Source organism: Streptomyces sp. NPDC058195, from assembly GCF_042883525.1.
Taxonomy (GTDB): Bacteria; Actinomycetota; Actinomycetes; order Streptomycetales; family Streptomycetaceae; genus Streptomyces.
In genome coordinates this window covers 415,484-434,264 of record NZ_JBHVVM010000003.1, presented here as the reverse complement: position 1 = coordinate 434,264, position 18,781 = coordinate 415,484, and the positions used below count along the sequence as shown (strand labels likewise).

The 18,781-nt window shown below is 72.0% G+C and carries 17 protein-coding genes; 11 read left to right on the top strand and 6 right to left on the bottom strand.

Annotated features, from left to right (window positions below):
• On the top strand, positions 1–198 hold a 198-nt coding region (locus ACFVWY_RS06010; RefSeq protein WP_389867731.1), incomplete at its 5' end, for an electron transfer flavoprotein subunit alpha/FixB family protein.
• A gap of 161 nt (positions 199–359) precedes the next feature.
• Complete coding sequence (locus tag ACFVWY_RS06005; RefSeq protein ID WP_389867752.1) at positions 360–1,658, top strand: DUF6986 family protein; 1,299 nt, start codon at positions 360–362, stop codon at positions 1,656–1,658.
• Positions 1,659–1,685: 27 nt separating this feature from the next.
• Here ACFVWY_RS06005 and ACFVWY_RS06000 read toward each other — a convergent pair whose 3' ends face one another.
• Positions 1,686–2,714: a LacI family DNA-binding transcriptional regulator gene (locus ACFVWY_RS06000; protein WP_389867729.1), complete on the bottom strand. Its 1,029-nt coding sequence runs from the start codon at positions 2,712–2,714 to the stop codon at positions 1,686–1,688.
• A gap of 177 nt (positions 2,715–2,891) precedes the next feature.
• Here ACFVWY_RS06000 and ACFVWY_RS05995 point away from each other — a divergent pair, with 177 nt between their 5' ends.
• Positions 2,892–3,842: an ROK family protein gene (locus ACFVWY_RS05995; RefSeq protein ID WP_389867727.1), complete on the top strand. Its 951-nt coding sequence runs from the start codon at positions 2,892–2,894 to the stop codon at positions 3,840–3,842.
• 76 nt (positions 3,843–3,918) lie between these two features.
• Here ACFVWY_RS05995 and ACFVWY_RS05990 read toward each other — a convergent pair whose 3' ends face one another.
• Positions 3,919–5,898, bottom strand: a complete 1,980-nt coding sequence (locus tag ACFVWY_RS05990; protein ID WP_389867750.1) for an NPCBM/NEW2 domain-containing protein — start codon at positions 5,896–5,898, stop codon at positions 3,919–3,921.
• A 361-nt stretch (positions 5,899–6,259) separates the two neighbouring features.
• On the opposite strand from ACFVWY_RS05990, the gene ACFVWY_RS05985 reads away from it, so the two are divergent.
• The 4 genes from ACFVWY_RS05985 to ACFVWY_RS05970 all read left to right on the top strand — a co-directional run bounded on the left by ACFVWY_RS05985 (position 6,260) and on the right by ACFVWY_RS05970 (position 10,584).
• Entirely contained in the window at positions 6,260–7,549 is a 1,290-nt protein-coding gene (locus ACFVWY_RS05985) for an ABC transporter substrate-binding protein (protein WP_389867748.1), read from the top strand.
• 47 nt (positions 7,550–7,596) lie between these two features.
• Positions 7,597–8,511: a carbohydrate ABC transporter permease gene (locus ACFVWY_RS05980; protein ID WP_389867725.1), complete on the top strand. Its 915-nt coding sequence runs from the start codon at positions 7,597–7,599 to the stop codon at positions 8,509–8,511.
• Positions 8,508–9,422 carry a carbohydrate ABC transporter permease gene (locus ACFVWY_RS05975; RefSeq protein WP_389867723.1) on the top strand — a complete coding sequence of 305 codons (915 nt, stop codon included), beginning with the start codon at positions 8,508–8,510 and terminating at the stop codon, positions 9,420–9,422. Before ACFVWY_RS05980 ends, ACFVWY_RS05975 begins: the two co-directional genes overlap by 4 nt.
• Before the next feature lie 124 nt (positions 9,423–9,546).
• Positions 9,547–10,584 (top strand): NUDIX domain-containing protein, encoded by a 1,038-nt coding sequence (locus ACFVWY_RS05970; RefSeq protein ID WP_389867721.1) that lies wholly within the window; start codon positions 9,547–9,549, stop codon positions 10,582–10,584.
• Here the strand turns inward: ACFVWY_RS05970 and ACFVWY_RS05965 are convergent.
• Together ACFVWY_RS05965 and ACFVWY_RS05960 are read right to left on the bottom strand one after the other, a co-directional pair.
• Positions 10,543–11,253, bottom strand: a complete 711-nt coding sequence (locus ACFVWY_RS05965) for an MBL fold metallo-hydrolase (protein WP_389867719.1) — start codon at positions 11,251–11,253, stop codon at positions 10,543–10,545. The genes ACFVWY_RS05970 and ACFVWY_RS05965 overlap by 42 nt on opposite strands.
• A 108-nt stretch (positions 11,254–11,361) precedes the next feature.
• Complete coding sequence (locus tag ACFVWY_RS05960) at positions 11,362–12,726, bottom strand: dipeptidase (protein WP_389867718.1); 1,365 nt, start codon at positions 12,724–12,726, stop codon at positions 11,362–11,364.
• A gap of 183 nt (positions 12,727–12,909) precedes the next feature.
• Here ACFVWY_RS05960 and ACFVWY_RS05955 point away from each other — a divergent pair, with 183 nt between their 5' ends.
• Positions 12,910–14,124, top strand: a complete 1,215-nt coding sequence (locus ACFVWY_RS05955; protein ID WP_389867716.1) for a geranylgeranyl reductase family protein — start codon at positions 12,910–12,912, stop codon at positions 14,122–14,124.
• 23 nt (positions 14,125–14,147) lie between these two features.
• Here the strand turns inward: ACFVWY_RS05955 and ACFVWY_RS05950 are convergent, their stop codons facing one another.
• The gene (locus ACFVWY_RS05950) at positions 14,148–14,600 is read right to left on the bottom strand and encodes a nitroreductase family deazaflavin-dependent oxidoreductase (protein WP_389867715.1); all 453 of its coding nucleotides are present in this window, start codon (positions 14,598–14,600) and stop codon (positions 14,148–14,150) included.
• Positions 14,601–14,727: 127 nt separating this feature from the next.
• Between ACFVWY_RS05950 and ACFVWY_RS05945 the strand changes: the two genes are divergently transcribed.
• From ACFVWY_RS05945 to ACFVWY_RS05935, 3 genes are all read left to right on the top strand, one after another.
• A complete protein-coding gene (locus tag ACFVWY_RS05945; RefSeq protein WP_389867713.1) occupies positions 14,728–15,468 on the top strand; it encodes a TetR/AcrR family transcriptional regulator in 741 nt (246 codons plus the stop codon).
• An 81-nt stretch (positions 15,469–15,549) separates the two neighbouring features.
• Positions 15,550–16,821, top strand: coding sequence for a sensor histidine kinase (locus tag ACFVWY_RS05940; protein ID WP_389867712.1), 1,272 nt, complete (start codon positions 15,550–15,552; stop codon positions 16,819–16,821).
• Entirely contained in the window at positions 16,818–17,483 is a 666-nt protein-coding gene (locus ACFVWY_RS05935) for a response regulator (protein ID WP_389867710.1), read from the top strand. The genes ACFVWY_RS05940 and ACFVWY_RS05935 overlap by 4 nt, the downstream gene beginning before the upstream one ends.
• Before the next feature lie 37 nt (positions 17,484–17,520).
• Here the strand turns inward: ACFVWY_RS05935 and ACFVWY_RS05930 are convergent, their stop codons facing one another.
• Positions 17,521–18,732: an MFS transporter gene (locus tag ACFVWY_RS05930; protein WP_389867708.1), complete on the bottom strand. Its 1,212-nt coding sequence runs from the start codon at positions 18,730–18,732 to the stop codon at positions 17,521–17,523.
• Between the last annotated feature and the right edge of the window lie 49 nt (positions 18,733–18,781).

Here is an 18,781-nt window from a genome sequence, read left to right as displayed (position 1 = left end):
TCGCCGCAGCTGTACATCGCTTCGGGTATCTCGGGTGCGATCCAGCACCGGGCCGGGATGCAGACCTCCAAGACGATCGTCGCGATCAACAAGGACGCCGAAGCGCCGATCTTCGATCTCGTCGACTACGGCGTCGTGGGTGACCTCTTCGAGGTCGTGCCCCAGCTCACCGAGGAGATCAACACCCGCAAGGGCTGAACCCGGGGGACACACGGCACGGGGCCGTACGGTGCACACGCACCGTACGGCCCCGCACCCGTTCCCACGGCCATTGACGCAGGTCCGGCCGCCTTATAGCTTCACTATACGGATTACCGATTCCGGGAAGCGGAAACAACGTGACTGTGGAGGGTGTGGAGATGGGGCAGCAGGAGAAGGTGGCAACGAGCCTCACCGGTGCGGTCAGCGAGGAGATCAGCGCTTCCCTCACCGCGGTCGACGCCGAGCTCGCACGCCGCTATCCGGGCGACCCGGGCACCCGCCAGCCCGTCCACACGGTCTACGTCCCCGGCGACGCGTTCACCGCTGGCACCATCCGTTCCTGGGGCGACCAGGCGCTGAAGGCCCTCAACGAGCACGCGCCCGACGCCGCGTCCTTCGCCGCGGTCCTCGGCATCCCCGACGACCTGGCCGTGCCCGTCCACGACCGCGTCCGGGCCAAGCTGGAGCGCGAACCGGTCGAGGACCTGCGCATCGACTTCGAGGACGGCTACGGACCCCGCCCCGGCACCGAGGAGGACGAGGCCGCGGCCCGCGCCGCGCGGCTGGTCGCGCAGGCGTACGCGAACGGCACGGCGGCCCCGTACACGGGCATCCGGATGAAGTGCATGGAGGCCGCCGTACGCGACCGGGGCATCCGCACCACGGACGTCTTCCTCACCGGCCTGATGGAGGCGGGCGGCCTGCCCGACGGGCTGGTCCTCACCCTGCCCAAGGTGACCTACCCCGAGCAGGTCACCGCCTTCGTGCGCCTGCTCGAAGCCTTCGAGCGGGCGCACGGGCTGCCCGCCGGGCGGATCGGCTTCGAGATCCAGATCGAGACCAGCCAGTCCATCCTCGCCGCCGACGGGACCGCCGCCGTCGCCCGCATGATCGACGCGGCGCGCGGGCGGGCCACCGGCCTGCACTACGGCACCTTCGACTACAGCGCCTGCGTCGGCGTCAGCGCCGCCTACCAGTCCAGCGACCACCCGGCCGCCGACCACGCCAAGGCCGTCATGCAGGTCGCCGCCGCGGGCACCGGCGTACGGGTTTCCGACGGTTCGACCAACGTCCTGCCCGTCGGCCCCACCGACCGGGTGCACGAGGCATGGCGGCTCCACTACGGCCTCACCCGCCGCGCCCTGGCGCGCGCCTATTACCAGGGCTGGGACATGCACCCGGCCCACCTGCCGACCCGGTACGCGGCGGTGTACACCTTCTACCGCGAGGGCCTGGAGCAGGCCGCCGCCCGGCTCGCCGCCTACGTGGCCAAGGCGGGCGGCGACGTCATGGACGAACCCGCCACCGCCAAGGCGCTGAGCGGATACCTCCTGCGCGGCATCGACTGCGGCGCCCTGGACACCGCCGAGGTCGCCCGGCTGACCGGGCTGACGCGCGCCGACCTGGACGACTTCGCCTCGCCCCGCCGGGCCGGGCTCACGGTCACCGCTCCGTAGCCGCGCGGCGCACCGGGGCCGCGCGGTTCAGGAGGGCGGGAGCTCGCCGGAGCCGCGCGGAACGAGCCGGGTGGGCAGCACCACCCGGGCCGGGGGGTGCCCGGCCCCGTCGAGGCGGCGGAACAGCTGCTCGGCGGCGGTGCGACCGGCCGCCGCGGCGTCCTGGGAGACGACGGTGATGCCGAGCAGATCGGCCAGCTCGATGTCGTCGAAGCCGACCAGGGCGATGCGGCGTTCCTGCCCGGCGAGGACCCGCACCACCGTCACGGTCACCCGGTTGTTGCCCGCGAAGACCGCGGTGACCGGGTCGGGGCCGGAGAGCATCCGCTCGGTGGCGGCCCGGACCCGGCCGGGCTCGGTCGAGCCGAGCGACACCCAGCTGTCCATGACCTGCGTACCGGCGTCCGCCATCGCGGCGTGGTAGCCGCGCAGCCGCTCGGTGGCGGTGTGGATGCGCGGCTGGTCGCCGATGAAGCCGATCCGGCGGTGGCCGTGCGCGATCAGATGCGCGACACCCTCGCGGGCGCCGCCGAAGCTGTCGGACAGGACCGTGTCGGCGTCGATGCGGCCCGCGGGGCGGTCCACGAAGACGGTGGCGACGCCCGCCTTGAGCTCCGGTTCGAGATAGCGGTGGTCGTCACCGGCCGGGATCACGATGAGCCCGTCCACCCGGCGCGCGCACAGGGCGAGGACGAGCTCCTGCTCGCGCTCGGGGTCCTCGGCGCTCGACCCGTTGATGAGCAGGGCGCCGTGGGCCCGCGCGACCTCCTCCACCGCGCGGCTCAGCGGTCCGTAGAACGGATCGGCCAGATCCTCCAGGACCAGTCCGATCGAGGCGGTGCGGCCCTTGCGGAGCACGCGTGCGCTGTCATTGCGCCGGAAGCCGAGTGCCTCGATGGCCTCCTGGACCCGGCGCTCGGTGTCGGGTGTGACGCCCGGCTCGCTGTTGACCACGCGGGAGACCGTCTTGAGGCCGACTCCGGCGCGGGCGGCCACGTCCTTCATGGTCGGCCGGTTGCCGTAACGGGGCTCGGAGTGACGGGCGGTCTCGGTCACGGTGCGCTGTCCTGTCCTGTGGTGCCGGCCGGCCGCCGCGCGGGTGGTGCCACGGAGCCGACCGGGTCGTGTGCGGTCGAGCATAGGCCCTGGACAACGTTGTCAGCTGAAGGGAGACTTGGGCAGGCTGTGTCCCGAAGCCGCAGGTCCCCGCCCCCTACTCACGGAGCCGTGCCGATGCAATCCGACCTTGTCGCCGCGCTGGACGTCGGCGGCACCAAGATCGCCGGTGCGCTGGTGGGCGGCGACGGCGCTCTGCTCGTCCGGGCGCAGCGGCCGACGCCCGCCCGGGAGGGGGCCGAGACGGTGATGGGGGCGGTGGCGGAGGTGCTGGCCGAACTGTCCGGTTCGCCGCTGTGGGGGCGGGTGACGGCGGTCGGTATCGGAAGCGCGGGCCCGGTCGACGCGGCGGCCGGTACGGTCAGCCCGGTCAACGTCCCGGGCTGGCGCGATTTCCCGCTGGTGGAGCGGGTGGCCGGGGCGGTCGGCGGGATGCCCGTCGAACTGGTCGGCGACGGGGTCGCGATGACAGCCGCCGAGCACTGGCTGGGCGCCGCCCGGGGGTACGACAACGCGCTGTGCATGGTCGTGTCGACAGGCGTCGGCGGCGGGCTCGTGCTCGACGGCAGGCTCCGCCCCGGCCCCACGGGCAACGCCGGACACATCGGCCATGTGAGCGTGGACCTGGACGGCGATCCGTGTCCGTGCGGTTCGCGCGGCTGTGTCGAGCGCATCGCCAGCGGCCCGAACATCGCCCGCCGGGCGCTGGCGGACGGCTGGCGGCCCGGACCGGACGGCGACACCTCGGCGGCCGCCGTGGCCGCCGCCGCGCGGGCGGGGGACGGGACGGCCCGAGCCTCCTTCGAGCGCGCCGCGCAGGCGCTGGCCGCCGGGATCGCCGCCACCGCCGCCCTCGTCGAGATCGACCTCGTGGTGATCGGCGGGGGAGTGGCCGGTGCGGGCGACGTCCTGTTCGTACCGCTGCGCCGGGCCCTGCGCCGCTACGCCACGCTCTCCTTCGTCCGCCGGATCGAGGTGACCGCGGCGGTGATGGGCACGGACGCGGGGCTGGTGGGCGCGGCAGCGGCGGCAGCGCGGGTGGGACCGGACGGCACCGCCCGCCGCTGACCACTGGATGCGACGGAGGGGACGGCTCCGGGCGGGCTCCGGGCGGCTGGCGCGCGGGAGCCCGACCGGTGCCCCGTCAGCAGGTGATCCGCAGGTCCGCCCAGTCCGCGTGGTCGGAGTCGGTGCCGTCCCCGCCGTCGGTGACCACGAGACGGACGACGCGCGCGCCGCTCACGTCCGCGGTGATCGGCTGCGCGGGCATCGCGTTGGTCAGCACGCCCGTCGACGCCGCCTTCCTGCCGTCGGCCTGGATCTCGAAGACGACCGTCCCCCTGGCGCCCTTCTCGTCGTCCACGCCGACCTGCGCCGTCACGGTGGAGCAGGCCCCGCCCGCGTAGAACGCGACGGAGCTGTGGGCGTGCGCGCCGAGCCCCTTGGTGAAGACCGTGCCGCCGATCGTCATCGGGTTGCCGTCGCCCGCGCCGCTCTCACCGTTGCTGGTGTCCCGTTCGACCGGGCCCCAGCCGTTGCTCGCGGAGAGCTGCGGCAGATCGCTCAGGTAGCCGCCGCCCGCCGGGGGCGCGACCACCACCTGGGCCCCGAGCGGGATTGTGGACCGTACCCGGGCGCCGTTCGGTGCGCTGTACCGCGCGCTGAGGGTCAGGCCGTACGCGCCGACGGAGGTGCCCGCCGGGGCCGTCACCTGCCAGCGGGTGGTCAGCGACCGGCCGGTGGGCAGGGCGGGCGCACCGGTCGGCGACACGGCCCTCAGCTGCCAGCCCGAGGGGCCGTCGAGCCGTACCGAGACCGCTCTGGCGGGGGTGCGGCCCAGGCCGGTGACCGTGGTGGTCAGGGTGGTGGTGCGTCCGGCCTCCAGCAGCGGGGCGGTGTCGATCCCGAGCTCGACCGCGGGCGGGTACGCGGCCCACCCGCCGTCGGCGGCGACCCGCAGCAGCACGGTGCCGTGCGCCGGGACGGTCGCCGCCAGGGTGCCCGCCGTGTTGTACGTCCGGTGCTCCCACAGATCGCGCACCGTGTAGCCGTCGGCCTTCGGGAGCCCCGCCGCGGTGGCGGTCGTCGCGAGGCGCTGCGCGCTGTCGGTCTCGTTGAAGAGGGCGACCGCGCGGCTTCCGTCCGCCATCTCCTTGACGACCACCCAGCGTCCGCCGGTGGAGGAGAGCACGGTGCCCTGCTTGCCGAGCGGGTCCTGGTCGACCGCGATGACCTCGCGGTTGGAGAGGATCTCGTAGGTCTTCGCGCTCGCCCGGCGCAGATCGGAGCCGATGAGCAGCGGCGCCGCCATCACCGACCACATGGAGAAGTGGGTGCGGTACTCGGTGTCCGTCATGCCGCCGTTGCCGACCTCCAGCATGTCCGGATCGTTCCAGCGGCCGGGCCCGGCCGCTGCGGCCAGCGGCAGGTTCTGCTTCATGATCGACAGCATGCTGCCCCAGCTGTCGTTGATGTCGCCGGTCGTACGCCAGAGGTTGCCGACCTCACCGGCCCACTCCCAGGGCTTGTTCTGGCCCCATTCGCAGATGCTGTAGACGATCGGCCGGCCGGTCGCCTCCAGCGCGTCCCGCATCGTCGTGTAGCGCTTCTTCGCGTCGACGCCCTGGTTGTTGCAGTTGTCGTACTTCAGGTAGTCGATGCCCCAGTCGGCGAACTGCCGTGCGTCGCTGTACTCGTGGCCCAGCGCGCCCGGGAGCCCCACGCTGTCGCAGGTCCTGGTCCCGGCGCTGGTGTAGATGCCGATCTTGAGGCCTCTGGAGTGGACGTAGTCCGCGACGGCCTTGATCCCGTTCGGAAAACGCTTCGGATCGGCTTCCAGTTCTCCGTCAGCGTTGCGCTGCGGCCTGGCCCAGCAGTCGTCGAGATTGACGTACTGGTAGCCCGCGTCCTTGAGCCCTTTCTCGACGAAGATATCGGCGATCCCCTTGACCATCGATTCGTCGAACTCGGCCCGGCAATGCGTGGAGTTCCAGTTGTTGAATCCCATCGGCGGGGTGAGCGCAAGACCGTTTCCGGACTGCTGGGTGACGGCCCGGGGCGGCGCGGGGGTGTCCGCGGCGGTGGCCGGTACGGCCGTTCCCGCCGCGCACAGCAGCCCTGCCATCAGCGCTCCGGCGGCTCGCAGGCCGCGGGAGCGGGTGGTGCGGGCGGAAAGGGCAGTGCGGACGGTACGGGTGGTACGGGTTGGAAGATGACGCATCGTTACGTTCCTCCACACTCGCATGATCGGGTGGCGACATGTGCACGCCAATGCGTGCGATTACGTTAGGGCGTGTTGAAGTCTGTTGGAAGGGGAGTGGCGGCAGTTGCCTGACATCTCGTCAAAACCCTTGACGACGCGAATACTTGAGAGTGAGATCCAAGCGCACGTTCGGTTGTGTTGGGTTGCATCTCCGAGGGAGTTGGGCATGACGCAGTCTGATGACGGCAGGTCGGGTGTGCCGGGAAGCGTGGCGGGACATCGGATGTCCCGGCGGAGCCTGCTGCGTGGTGCGGCCGTGGGCGCCGGAGCCGTGGCGCTGCCCGCGCTGCTCACCGCCTGCGGGAGCGGCCCCGGTGGCGACGGGAAGACGGTCGCCCTCGGGTCGAACTCCTCCGATCCGGTGCCGAAGAAAGCGTTCGCCGACGCCTTCGCCGCGTACGAGGCGCAGTCGGACGGGCGGAAGGTGAAGGTCAACACCGTCGACCACAACACCTTCCAGGAGAACATCAACCGATATCTTCAGGGCAAGCCGGACGACGTCTTCATGTGGTTCGCCGGAAACCGGATGCAGTTCTTCGCCGAGAAGGGACTGCTGCACGACATCAGCGACCTCTGGCAGGAATACCAGGGTTTTTCCGATGCGCTGAAAGCCCAGTCCACCGGAGCGGACGGCAAGCAGTACCTCACGCCGTACTACTACTATCCGTGGGCCGTCTTCCACCGGAAGAGCCTGTTCGCCGACCGCGGTTACCAGGCGCCGAAGACCCTCGACGCGTACGTCGCGCTCGCCAGGCAGATGCGGAAGGACAAGCTGGACCCCATCGCCTTCTGCGACAAGGACGGCTGGCCCGCCATGGGCACCTTCGACTACATCGACATGAGGACCAACGGCTACGCGTTCCACAGGAGTCTGATGGCCGGAGAGGTGGCCTGGACCGACAAGAGGGTCAGGGAGGTCTTCGACACCTGGCGCCGGCTCCTCCCGTACTGCCAGCCCGGAGCCAACGGCCGCACCTGGCAGGAGGCGGCCACCGCCCTCCAGAAGAAGGAGGCCGGGATGGGCGTCTTCGGGCTGCCGCACCCCGGCGCCCAGTTCCCCGAGGGAGAACGGGACGACCTCGACTTCTTCCCCTTCCCCGTCATCAGCCCCGAGCACGGGCAGGACGCCGTGGAAGCGCCCATCGACGGGTTCCTGCTGGCCGCGAAGTCGAAGAACCTCAAGAACAAGAAGACCCTGGAGAGCGCCAGGGACCTGCTCAGGTGGCTGGCCACCGGAAAGGCCGAGGACGTCTACCTGAAGAGCGACCCGAACAACATCGCCGTCAATGACCAGGCGGACATATCCGCGTACTCGCCGATCCAGAAGAAGGCGGTCGAACTGGTCTCCGGGGCGAAGGAGATCTCCCAGTTCCTCGACCGGGACACCCGGCCGGACTTCGCCTCCACGGTCATGGTCCCGGCGATCCAGCAGTTCATCAGCGACCCGAACGACGTGGACGGTCTGGTCAACAGCATCGAACGGCAGAAGAAGAGCATCTTCGCAGCCGGCTGACCCCGACCGCCCCTGACGGAATCCGACCGAACCTGGAGTCCCCGACCGTGTCGTTCAACTCGGCCCGGCGCGCCGGACGGCGGTCCACGCGGCGGTTCACCGGCCGCGACCTCGCCGTACTCGGTGTGCTGCTCGGCATACCCCTCCTGCTCGACATCGTTATCGTCTGGGGGCCGACCCTCGCCTCCGTCGTGCTCTCCTTCACCGACTGGGACGGCGTCGGGGACATCACGTGGGCCGGCACCCGGAACTACGAGAACCTCTTCACCAACTACCCGCCGTTCTGGCCCGCGGCCCGGCACAATCTGCTCTGGCTCGCCTTCCTCGGCCTGGTCGCCGCGCCGTTCGGCCTGCTGCTGGCCGTACTCATCGACCGGGGCGTTCGCTTCAGCCGCTTCTACCAGTCGACGCTGTACATGCCCGTCGTGCTCTCGCTCGCCGTGGTCGGCTTCATCGCCCAGCTGGTCTTCTCCCGCGACCAGGGCGCCCTCAACGCGGTCCTCGGGGACACGGCCTCGCCCACCGACTGGCTGGGCGACCCGGACCTCAACATCTGGGTGGTGCTCCTCGCCGCCGCCTGGCGGCACACCGGCTACGTGATGATCCTCTACCTCGCCGGGCTGAAGGCCGTCGACCCCTCGCTGAAGGAGGCCGCCGCGATCGACGGGGCGGGCGAGGCCCAGACCTTCTTCCGCGTCGTCCTGCCCACCCTGCGCCCGGTCAACGTCATCGTCGGCGTCATCACCGTCATCGAGTCCCTGCGCGCCTTCGACATCGTGTACGCCGTCAACCACGGCCGCAACGGACTCGAACTGCTCTCGGTGCTCGTCACCGACAACATCATCGGCGAGGCCGGCCGGATCGGCTTCGGCTCCGCCATAGCCGTCGTCCTGCTGCTGGTCTCCCTCGGATTCGTCGTGACGTATCTGGTCCAGGAGTACCGAGGGGAGAAGAACCGTTGAGTGCCCCAGCCGCCCCCGCCCGACGCGACGCAGCTCCGGTCCGCACCGCCCGCCGCCGGGTCCGCCCCGGCCGGATCGGCGTCCACGTGTTCCTGACGGCGGTCTCCCTCGCCTTCCTCGCCCCGCTCCTGCTCGCGGTGTACGCCTCGCTGCGGCCGTACGACGAGACCTCGGAGCACGGCTACTTCTCGCTCCCGCGCAACCTCTCCCTCGACTACTACCGTCAGGCGTTCGCCGACTCCGGCATGACGAAGTACTTCGTCAACACCCTGCTCATCGCCGTTCCCGGAGTGCTCGTCACGCTCTTCCTCGCGTCGTTCGCGGCCTTCGCGCTGGCCCGGCTGAGGATGCGCGGCTCACTCGTCCTGCTGATGCTGTTCACCGCCGGGAACCTGCTGCCCCAACAGGTGATCGTGACCCCGCTGTACGTGGTGTTCAACCGCGTCCCGCTGCCGTACTGGATGTCCGACTCGATGACGATGTACGACTCGTACTGGGCCGTCATCGCCGTACAGATCGGCTTCCAGCTGGGCTTCTGCGTCTTCGTCCTGGCCAATTTCATGCGCACCCTGCCGCGGGAGATCCTGGAGGCGTCCCTCGTGGACGGCGCGGGTGTGTGGACCCAGTACTGGCGGATCACCCTGCCGCTGTGCCGCCCGGCCCTGGCCGCGCTCGGCACGCTCCAGTTCACCTGGATGTACAACGACTTCCTGTGGGCGCTGGTCTTCATCTCCGATGGCGACAAGCTCCCCGTCACCTCGGCGCTGAACAACCTCCGGGGCCAGTTCTTCACGGACTACAACCTGCTCGCCGCCGGATCGGTGATCGTCGCCCTGCCCACGCTGGTGGTCTTCCTGCTGCTCCAGCGCCATTTCATCGCGGGCCTCACCCTGGGGTCGGCCAAGGGCTGAGAGCCGGCTGCCGCCGCTTCCGGACGCCGGACGGTTTCGTTCGGGAAACAAGCATCGCCCCGGCCGGGTTTTCGCGGCAGGGTGTTGCGGGCAAGCCTCAGGGGGCTACGGAAGAGGGGGAACCGTGATCGTCTGGGTCAACGGCGCGTTCGGCGTGGGCAAGACGAGCGCCGCGCGCGAGCTGATCGATCTGATCCCGAACAGCACCTTGTACGACCCCGGGCTCATCGGCGCGGGGCTGGGGCAGCTGCTGCCCCAGAAGAGGCTCGCCGAGGTGACGGACTTCCAGGAGCTGGCGATCTGGCGGCGCCTGGTCGTGGACACCGCCGCGGCGCTGCTCACCGAGGTGCCCGGGGTGCTGGTGGTGCCGATGACCCTGCTGCGGCAGGAGTACCGCGACGAGATCTTCGGAGGGCTCGCCTCCCGGCGCATTCCTGTGCACCATGTGCTGCTCGCACCCGAGGAAACGATCCTGCGCGCGCGGATCGCCACACGCGAGGAAGACCCCGACGACCCGGAGCACAGCGAGCGGGTACGGCAGTGGGCCTACCAGCACATCGAGCCCTACAGGGCGGCCCTCGGCTGGCTCACCCGTGACGCGCACCTCATCGACTCCGGGGCGCTCACCCCGTACGCGACGGCCGAGCGGATCGCCGAGGCGGTCGGTGACGGCACCGCCACTCCGTGCGAGATCGTGCAGACCCCCGAGCCGACCGCGGAGACCGTGGCGGCGGGTGTGCTGCTCTTCGACGAGCAGGACCGCGTGCTGCTCGTCGACCCGACGTACAAGCCCGGCTGGGAGTTCCCCGGCGGCGTGGTGGAATCCGGGGAGGCCCCGGCGCAGGCCGGAATCCGCGAGGTCTTCGAGGAGATAGGCATCCACCTGGACCGGGTGCCGAAGCTCCTGGTCGTCGACTGGGAAGCACCCAGCCCGCCCGGCTACGGGGGCCTGCGGCTGCTCTTCGACGGCGGCCTGCTGACCGGCGCGGACGCCGAGCGGCTGCTGCTGCCCGGCTCCGAACTGCGCGGCTGGCGGTTCGTCACCGAGAAGGAGGCGGCCACCCTGCTGCCCCCCACCCGGTTCGAACGCCTGCGCTGGGCGCTGCGGGCCCGCGAACGCTCAGCCGTGCTCAACCTGGAAGCCGGGATACCGGTCGGCTGAGGCGCGCAGCACCGCGGCCGCGCCCCCGGCGAGCGGATCGCCGTGACCGAAACAGGCGATGTCCGGCTCCAGCGCCGCCAGCCGCCGGAAGGAGGCCATGGCCAGGTCCGGGTCGATGTTGAAGACACCCAGGATCACCTCGCCCACCCCGGCCACGCTGTCCCCGGTGAACAGCACGCCGTGCCGCGGCAGATGGATCCCGATGGAGCCGGGGGTGTGGCCGGGGGCATGCACCACCCGGGCCCCGCCGCCGAACCCGAGCACGTCGCCGTCGGCCAGCTCGCGGTCCACCCGGGTCGGCGGGGCGCCGGGGACCGTCCGCGTCTGCTCCCACAACGGGAGCTCCCAGTCCAGGAACACGGGAGCGGCCATCGCCTCCTCGCCCCGGATCACCGCCGCGTCCCCGCTGTGCGCGAGGATCTCGGCACCGTGCCGGTCGGCGAGCTCCTGCGCGGCGCCGTAGTGGTCCTCGTGCCCGTGGGTGAGCACGATCCGGGAGACGCGGTCCGGGTCCAGGCCGAGCGCGCGTATCGCGTTCTCGATCGCGGGCGCGGCGCCGGTGTCGCCCGCGTCGATCAGTGTCAGATCGGAGCCGTCACGCCACAGATAGGCCTGACCGACGGCGAACCGGAACATGTGCAGCCGGGGGAGTACTTCGACAAGGTCCATGCCGCGAACGTACGCGCGCGCCCAGCCCCGAACCCCTGTTCTACGCTCTCGGCGAGCTTCGCCGAACGCGTAGCGGGGCCGGGGCGGGCCGAGGCACCCCGGGCGCGGTCAGCCCTGCCGGGACTCCGCGTAGTTCCGCAGGAACAGGGCCTCGGCGAGCGACAGCCGCTCCAGCTCCTGGGGCGACACGCTCTCGTTCACCGCGTGGATCTGCGCCTCCGGCTCACTCAGCCCGATCAGCAGGATCTCCGCCTCCGGGTAGAGGGCGGCGAGGGTGTTGCAGAGCGGGATCGAGCCGCCCATCCCGGACGTCTGCATCTTCTCGCCGGGGTACGCGTACTCCATCGCCTGCGCCATGGACGTGTACGCGGGGCTGGAGGTGTCCGCCCGGAACGGCTGGCCCTGGCCGACCTGCTCCACCGTGATCCTGGCCCCCCACGGGGTGTGGGCCCGGAGATGGGCGGTCAGCAGCTCGGTCGCCTCGGCGGCGTCCTGGCCCGGCGGCACCCGCAGGCTGATCTGCGCCCGCGCGCTCGCCTGCACCGAGGGCGTCGCGCCGAGCACCGGCGGGCAGTCGATGCCGATGACGGTGACGGCCGGCCGGGCCCAGATGCGGTCGGCGACCGTGCCGGTGCCGATCAGCCCGACCCCGTCGAGCACCTTCGCGTCCTTGCGGAAATCGGCCTCCGGGTACTGGAGCCCGTCCCACTCGGTGTCCTGGGCGAGCCCGTCGACGGTCGTCGTGCCGTCCTCGGCGCGCAGCGACGCCAGCAGCTGGATCATCGCGGCCAGCGCGTCCGGGGCCGCGCCGCCGAACTGCCCGGAGTGCAGGTTGCCTTCGAGGGTGTCGAGGGTGACCCGCAGCATCGTCATGCCGCGCAGCGTCGCGGTGACGGTCGGCAGTCCGACCCGGAAGTTGCCGGTGTCACCGATGACGATGGTGTCAGCGGTGAGCAGTTCGGGGTGCGCCTGCGCGTACCGCTCCAGACCGCCGGTGCCCTGCTCCTCGGAACCCTCGGCGATCACCTTGACGGAGACCGGCACACCGCCGTTCGCCTTGAGGGCGCGCAGCGCGAGCAGGTGCATGATGAAGCCGCCCTTGCAGTCGGCCGCACCGCGGCCGTACCAGCGGCCGTCGCGCTCGGTCAGCTCGAACGGCGGGGAGAGCCAGGCGGACTCGTCGAGCGGCGGCTGCACGTCGTAGTGCGCGTACAGCAGTACCGTCGGGGCGCCTGCCGGTCCGGGCAGGAAGCCGTAGACCGAGCGGGTGCCGTCGGGAGTGTCCAGCAGGGCGACGTCCTGGAAGTCCTCGGCGCGCAGTGCGTCGGCGACCCAGTCGGCCGCCGCCTCGCACTCGCTCTTCGGGAACTGCGCGGGATCCGCCACCGACTGGAAGGCCACCAGCTCGGCCAGCTCCGACTTGGCGCGTGGCATCAGCGAGGAGATGGTCTCGGCGATCGGACGGGCGGTCATGGGCACGCTCCTCGTGGGTGCGACGTTATACGGACGGATCCGGCCGCATGCGCACCGAGTGTGCGGCGCCGCACGCGGGACGATCGTATGGTCGATCCTCCCACAGCAAGGGTCCAGAGCAACGCGCCGTAGGATGCCGTGAGCAGCATGGGCCACTGGTGGGATCGGGAGCAGAAGCACATCGTGAGCAGCGAGAACGCAGACGCCGTACAGGAGCACGAAGAGCCGTCCGTGTGGGATGTCGTCGTAGTCGGCGGCGGACCGGCCGGGGCCTCCGCGGCATACGCGGCGGCAGTCGCCGGGCGGCGGGTGCTGCTCCTGGAGAAGGCGGAGCTTCCCCGGTACAAGACATGCGGCGGCGGCATCATCGGGTTCTCGCGGGACTCGCTGCCGCCCGGGTTCGAACTGCCGCTGCGGGACCGGATCCACGCGGTCACCTTCTCGCTCAACGGCAGGCTGGCGCGGACCCGTCGCTCCAAGCGGATGCTCTTCGGGCTCATCAACCGCCCCGAGTTCGACGCGGGGCTGGTCGAGGAGGCGCAGAAGGCGGGCGCCGAAATCCGTACCGGCGTGACGGTGACGAGGGTGGAGCAGCACGGCGCCTCGGTGCCCGACCGGCGCACGGTCGCCGTGGTGCTGTCCGGCGGCGAGACGGTGCTGGCCCGCGCGGTCGTCGGCGCCGACGGCAGCGCGGGGCGGATAGGAGCCCATGTCGGCGTCAAGCTCGACCAGGTGGACCTCGGCCTGGAGGCGGAGATCCCGGTACCGGCCACGGTCGCGGAGGACTGGGCGGGCCGGGTGCTGATCGACTGGGGCCCCCTGCCCGGCAGTTACGGCTGGGTGTTCCCCAAGGGCGACGTCCTGACCGTCGGCGTGATCTCGGCGCGCGGCGAGGGCGCGGCCACCAAGCGGTACCTGGAGGACTTCATCGCCCGGCTCGGCCTCGCGGGCTTCGAACCGAAGATCTCCTCCGGTCATCTGACCCGCTGCCGCAGTGATGATTCGCCGCTCTCCCGCGGCCGGGTCCTGGTCTGCGGCGACGCGGCGGGGCTGCTGGAGCCGTGGACCCGTGAGGGGATCTCCTTCGCGCTGCGCTCGGGGCGGCTCGCCGGTGAGTGGGCGGTCCGGATCGCGGAGTCGCACGACGCGGTGGACGCCAGGCGGCAGGCGCTGAACTACGCGTTCGCCATCAAGGCCGGGCTGGGCGTCGAGATGGGCGTCGGGCGGCGGATGCTGAAGCTGTTCGAGCGCCGCCCCGGAGTGCTGCACGCCGTGCTGACGAGCTTCCGCCCGGCCTGGAACGCGTTCGCCGGAATCACCCGCGGCACGACCTCGCTCGCCGAGCTGGTCCGTACGCATCCGCTGGCCCAAAGGGCCCTGTCCGCGATGGACCGTTAGGCTCCGCCCCTCCCGGTGTACGGTCATTTCTCCACAGCGATCCGGAAGACGGGGTGGTCCGGGCAGGCCGCCAGCAGTTCGGCGTCCGAGGACCGCGCCGTGACGCCCTTGAAGTACGCGTCGACCTCCCAGCCCCATCGCTCCAGGTAGGTGCGGACGACGAGCGCCTTGTGCTCGTCGTCCGCGATCTCCGTGGCAGTGAACGCGTGGACCTTCCGGCCCACCCGCAGCTCACCGCCGCCAGCCGCGCGCATGTTGCGCACCCACTGGGAGTGGCCCCGCGCGGAGACCAGGTACCGCACGCCCTCGTGTGTGTGCGGGTTCACCGGCACGCGCTGCATCTGCCCGCTCTTGCGTCCGCGCACCGACATCTCGGCGGAGCCGAAGAGGCTCAGGCCCCGGCGGGCGAGCCAGCCGATCACGCCGTTGAGCCGGACGTTCAGCGCGCTGCCACGGAGGTAGTAAGGCTGGGACATGGAGACTCCTCGCATTGTGAGAGCGGTGCTCTCGCTTGAGATCAGTGTGCACGAGATGGGTGCTCCAAATCAAGAGCACTGCTCTCGTTATTGGTCGGTGCTCTTCACGCATGGCAGACTGAGGGCCATGAGCACTGTCCGAGGAGCCAGGGAACGGGCCCGCATCGAGATCACCGCGGCGATCAAGGACGAGGCGAAGAAGCAGCTCGCCGCCGAGGGGGCCGCGAAGCTGTCGCTGCGCGCCGTCGCACGCGAGCTGGGCATGGCCTCCTCCGCCCTCTACCGCTACTTCCCCAGCCGGGACGAACTGCTCACCGCCCTGATCGTCGACGCCTACGATTCCGTCGGCGCGTCCGCCGAAGCCGCCCACCGTGCCGCCCGCGCCGAGGACGCCTCCCCCCTCGCGCGCTGGCTCGCGGTCACCCGCGCGGTGCGCGACTGGGCCCTGGCCCACCCCCATGAGTACGCCCTGATCTACGGCTCGCCCGTGCCCGGCTACTCCGCGCCCCAGACGACGATCGGTCCCGCCTCCCGCGTCGCTCATGTCCTGATCGCCGTGGCCGCGGACGCCTACCGCACGGAGGGGCTGACCCCGCCGCCGCTCGCCGGCGATCTGCGTGCCGAGGCCGAACGGCTGGTCGCCGACTTCGCCCCCGGCCTTCCCGCGGAGTCCGCCGCCCCGCTGGTCGCCGCCTGGTCGCAGCTGTTCGGGCTCATCTCCTCGGAGGTCTTCGGCCAGTTCCACCGGGTGGTGGAGAACCGGGAGGTCTTCTTCCGGGAGGCCGTCACCGCACTGGGCCTTGCCGTCGGCCTGCGCGGCGCCGGAGCGGCCCGCCGGAGCGGCGGCAAACGGCCCCCGACGCCCTGAGCGCGTACTCCCCGGGGAGTACGCGCGACCACCACCCCCGGCCGACGCCTCCGCCCGGGGCGGCGCCCTAGCGTGGCTGTCATGGAAGAACAGCGTGGGCCGGGACGCGGCGGTGGTCCTCCCCGGGGGCGGGGCGGGCCGCCGCGCTGGCTGGCCGGGGCGCCGGGAGGGGCCGCCGCCCGGCTGCCCTGGGCGTCGACGGTCCTGCTGGGCGCCGTCGTCATGGCGGGCTCGGCCGTCGCGGCCCGGGGGCAGCTGGCGGGCCGCGTTCCGCTGGACCTCTTCGCGCGGCTGCTGCTCCTTCTGGCGGTCGCCGTGCTGCTGTTCCGCCACCGGCGCCCGGTGGCGGCCGCCTTCGGCAGCGCGGTCGCGGCGACGGTCTACCTGGCGGGCGGCTATCCGTACGGTCCGGTCTTCCTGGCCGTCGCCGTCGGCTGCTTCGGTGCAGTCGTCGCCGGGCACCGGCGGGCCGCGTGGTCGGCCGCCGGTCTGGTGTGGCTGGGCCATGTCCTGGTGGTGCACTGGCTCTACCGATGGCTGCCGCCCCCCGGCGACCGGGGCGCCGACTGGGGGCAGGAGCTGGGCATCGCGGCCTGGGTGCTGGCCCTCGCCACCGCCGCGGAGTTCGTACGCGTACGCCGCGAGCAGTGGGCGGACCGGAGGGCGGAGCAGGAAGCCGCGGAACGGCGGCGGGCCGACGAGGAGCGGCTGCGGATGGCGCGCGAACTCCACGACGTGCTGGCCCACAGCATCTCCGTCATCAACGTCCAGTCGAGCGTGGGACTCGCCCTGCTGGACTCCGACCCGGAACAGGCGCGCGTGGCCCTCACCACCATCAAGGCCGCCAGCAAGGAGGCCCTGGGCGAGGTCCGCCAGGTCCTGGACACCCTGCGTGCTCCCGGGGACGCCCCCAGGGCGCCGGCACCCGGACTCGACCGGCTCCCCGAACTCGTCGAACAGGCGGCGAGCACCGGACTCACCGTCAGCGTCGAGACCGACGGCGTGCGCCGGGCCGTGCCGCCCGGCGCCGACCTCGCCGCCTTCCGCATCGTGCAGGAGGCGCTGACCAACGTGGTCCGGCACTCCGGATCGCGTACCGCGCGGGTCCGCGTCGGCTACCGGCCCGACCGCATCCGGCTCGGGATCGACGACGAAGGGCCCGCGACCGGCACGGACGCCGGAGGCAGCGGCAACGGCCTGGCGGGGATGCGGGAGCGGGCCGCGGCGCTCGGTGGCACGATCGAGGCCGGCCCCCGGACCGGCGGCGGCTTCCGGGTGCGCGCCGAACTGCCGCTGCCGCCCGGCGTGCCCGGTCCGTCCGGAGGGGCGGCGCACAAGGAGGAGAGACCGTGATCCGCGTACTGCTCGCCGACGACCAGTCGCTCGTCCGGGCGGGCTTCCGGGCCCTGCTCGACGCCCAGCCCGACATCGAGGTGGCGGGGGAGGCCGCCGACGGGGCCGAGGCCGTGCGCCGGGTGGGCGAACTACGGCCCGACGTCGTGCTGATGGACATCCGGATGCCCCGGCTCGACGGCCTTGCCGCGACCCGCGCGATCACCGGTGAGGCCCGTCTCGACGGGGTCAAGGTGGTCATGCTCACCACCTTCGAGCTCGACGAGTACGTCTTCGAGGCGATCCGCTCCGGGGCCTCCGGCTTTCTCGTCAAGGACACCGAGCCGGAGGAGCTGCTGCGCGCGGTCCGCGCCGTGGTCGGCGGCGACGCCCTGCTCTCCCCGGGAGTCACCCGGCGGCTGATCGCCGAGTTCGCGGCCCGCTCCAAGGCGCCCGCGCGGGCGACGGAGCTGAACCGGCTCACCGAACGGGAGCGCGAGGTGATGGCGCTCGTCGGCATAGGGCTCTCCAACGAGGAGATCGCGCGGCGGCTGGTCGTCAGCCCGCTCACCGCCAAGACCCATGTCAGCCGCACCATGGTGAAGCTCGGCGCCCGGGACCGGGCCCAGCTCGTCGTGCTCGCCTACGAGTCGGGGCTGGTGCGGCCGGGCTGGCTCGGCTGAGGCGCGACCGCCGCCGCGGCGCGCTCCGTACGGCGGCTCAGCCGTGCGCCGCGTTGCGCGCCCCGTACCCCAGCGCCGCCGCGGCGACGGCCAGCAGTGCCACCGTCGTAAGGGCCATGGGGAGCGAGGACCACTCGGCCAGGAGGCCGATGGCGGGCGGCCCGATCAGCATCCCCCCGTAGCCGAGCGTCGACGCGGCGGCCACCCCGCCGGACCCGGCCAGCGCACCGGCCCGGCCGACCGCGACCGGGAAGATGTTGGCCAGACCGAGGCCGGTGACGGCGAAGCCGAGCAGTACCGCCCACGTACTGGGCGCGAGCGCGCCGAGCAGCATTCCGGCCGCGGCCGTCGAGCCGCCCGCGACCAGGGTGCGGGTCTGGCCGAGCCGTTCCAGCAGCGCCGTCCCGCTGAGCCGTCCCGCCGTCATCGCCAGCGCGAACACGGAGTATCCGGCGGCGGCGACACCAGGGTGGGCGTGCAGGTCCTGCTCCAGGTGGAGGGCGCCCCAGTCGGCCAGCGCGCCCTCGCCGTACGCGGTGCAGAGCGCGATCACGCCGAACAGCAGGACCGGGCCGCGGGCCCGCTTGTCCAGCCCCGGCGCACCGGAGCCCGCCGCCGCGGCGACGGGCGGCGGTGCCGGGTGGCTCAGCAGCACCGGCCCGGCCACCGCGGTGACCAGGAGCCCGATTCCGGTGAGGGCGAGGAGATGGGCGGCGGGGGAGAGGCCGCCCGCGACCAGCCCGCCGAGCCCGGCGCCGACCATCCCGCCGAGGCTGAACGCAGCGTGGAAGCCGGGCATCACGGGGCGCCGCAGGGCGGCGACCAGATCGACCGCGGCACTGTTCATCGCCACGTTCATCCCGCCGTACGCGGCACCGAAGAGCAGCAGGACCAGTCCGAGCGAGAGCGCCGAACGCGCCTGCGCGGGCAGAGCGATGGTGAGAGGGAGCAGCACACCGCAGACCACGGTCACCGGATAGCTGCCGAAACGTCGGCACAGCCGCCCGGCGAACATCATGGTCACCACGGCCCCGGCGGACACCCCGAGCAGCGCGAGACCCAGGGAGGCGGCGGACGCACCGGTCTGCTGCTTGATCGCGGGGATACGGACCACCCAGCCGGCGAAGAGAAAGCCGTCGAGGGCGAAGAAGAGGGTCAGAGCGGTACGGAGACGGGCCGAGGGAGGCGTGGCAAGGTCTTTGCCCGAGTCCCCCGGGAGGGCCGTCCGCAGTTTGTTTAGTTGCGGCACAAACTCAGCATAGGGGCGCGCCGACAACGGACGCAAGACGGCCGCGGTC

What these genes read in the sequence shown, in the direction of transcription:
- ACFVWY_RS06005 (WP_389867752.1), top strand. Translation starts at nt 360, where the DNA reads ATGGGGCAGCAGGAGAAGGTGGCAACGAGCCTCACCGGTGCGGTCAGC.
- ACFVWY_RS05995 (WP_389867727.1), top strand. Translation starts at nt 2,892, where the DNA reads ATGCAATCCGACCTTGTCGCCGCGCTGGACGTCGGCGGCACCAAGATC.
- ACFVWY_RS05990 (WP_389867750.1), bottom strand. Translation starts at nt 5,898, where the DNA reads ATGGCAGGGCTGCTGTGCGCGGCGGGAACGGCCGTACCGGCCACCGCC.
- ACFVWY_RS05985 (WP_389867748.1), top strand. Translation starts at nt 6,260, where the DNA reads ATGTCCCGGCGGAGCCTGCTGCGTGGTGCGGCCGTGGGCGCCGGAGCC.
- ACFVWY_RS05965 (WP_389867719.1), bottom strand. Translation starts at nt 11,253, where the DNA reads ATGGACCTTGTCGAAGTACTCCCCCGGCTGCACATGTTCCGGTTCGCC.
- ACFVWY_RS05960 (WP_389867718.1), bottom strand. Translation starts at nt 12,726, where the DNA reads ATGACCGCCCGTCCGATCGCCGAGACCATCTCCTCGCTGATGCCACGC.
- ACFVWY_RS05950 (WP_389867715.1), bottom strand. Translation starts at nt 14,600, where the DNA reads ATGTCCCAGCCTTACTACCTCCGTGGCAGCGCGCTGAACGTCCGGCTC.
- ACFVWY_RS05945 (WP_389867713.1), top strand. Translation starts at nt 14,728, where the DNA reads ATGAGCACTGTCCGAGGAGCCAGGGAACGGGCCCGCATCGAGATCACC.
- ACFVWY_RS05940 (WP_389867712.1), top strand. Translation starts at nt 15,550, where the DNA reads ATGGAAGAACAGCGTGGGCCGGGACGCGGCGGTGGTCCTCCCCGGGGG.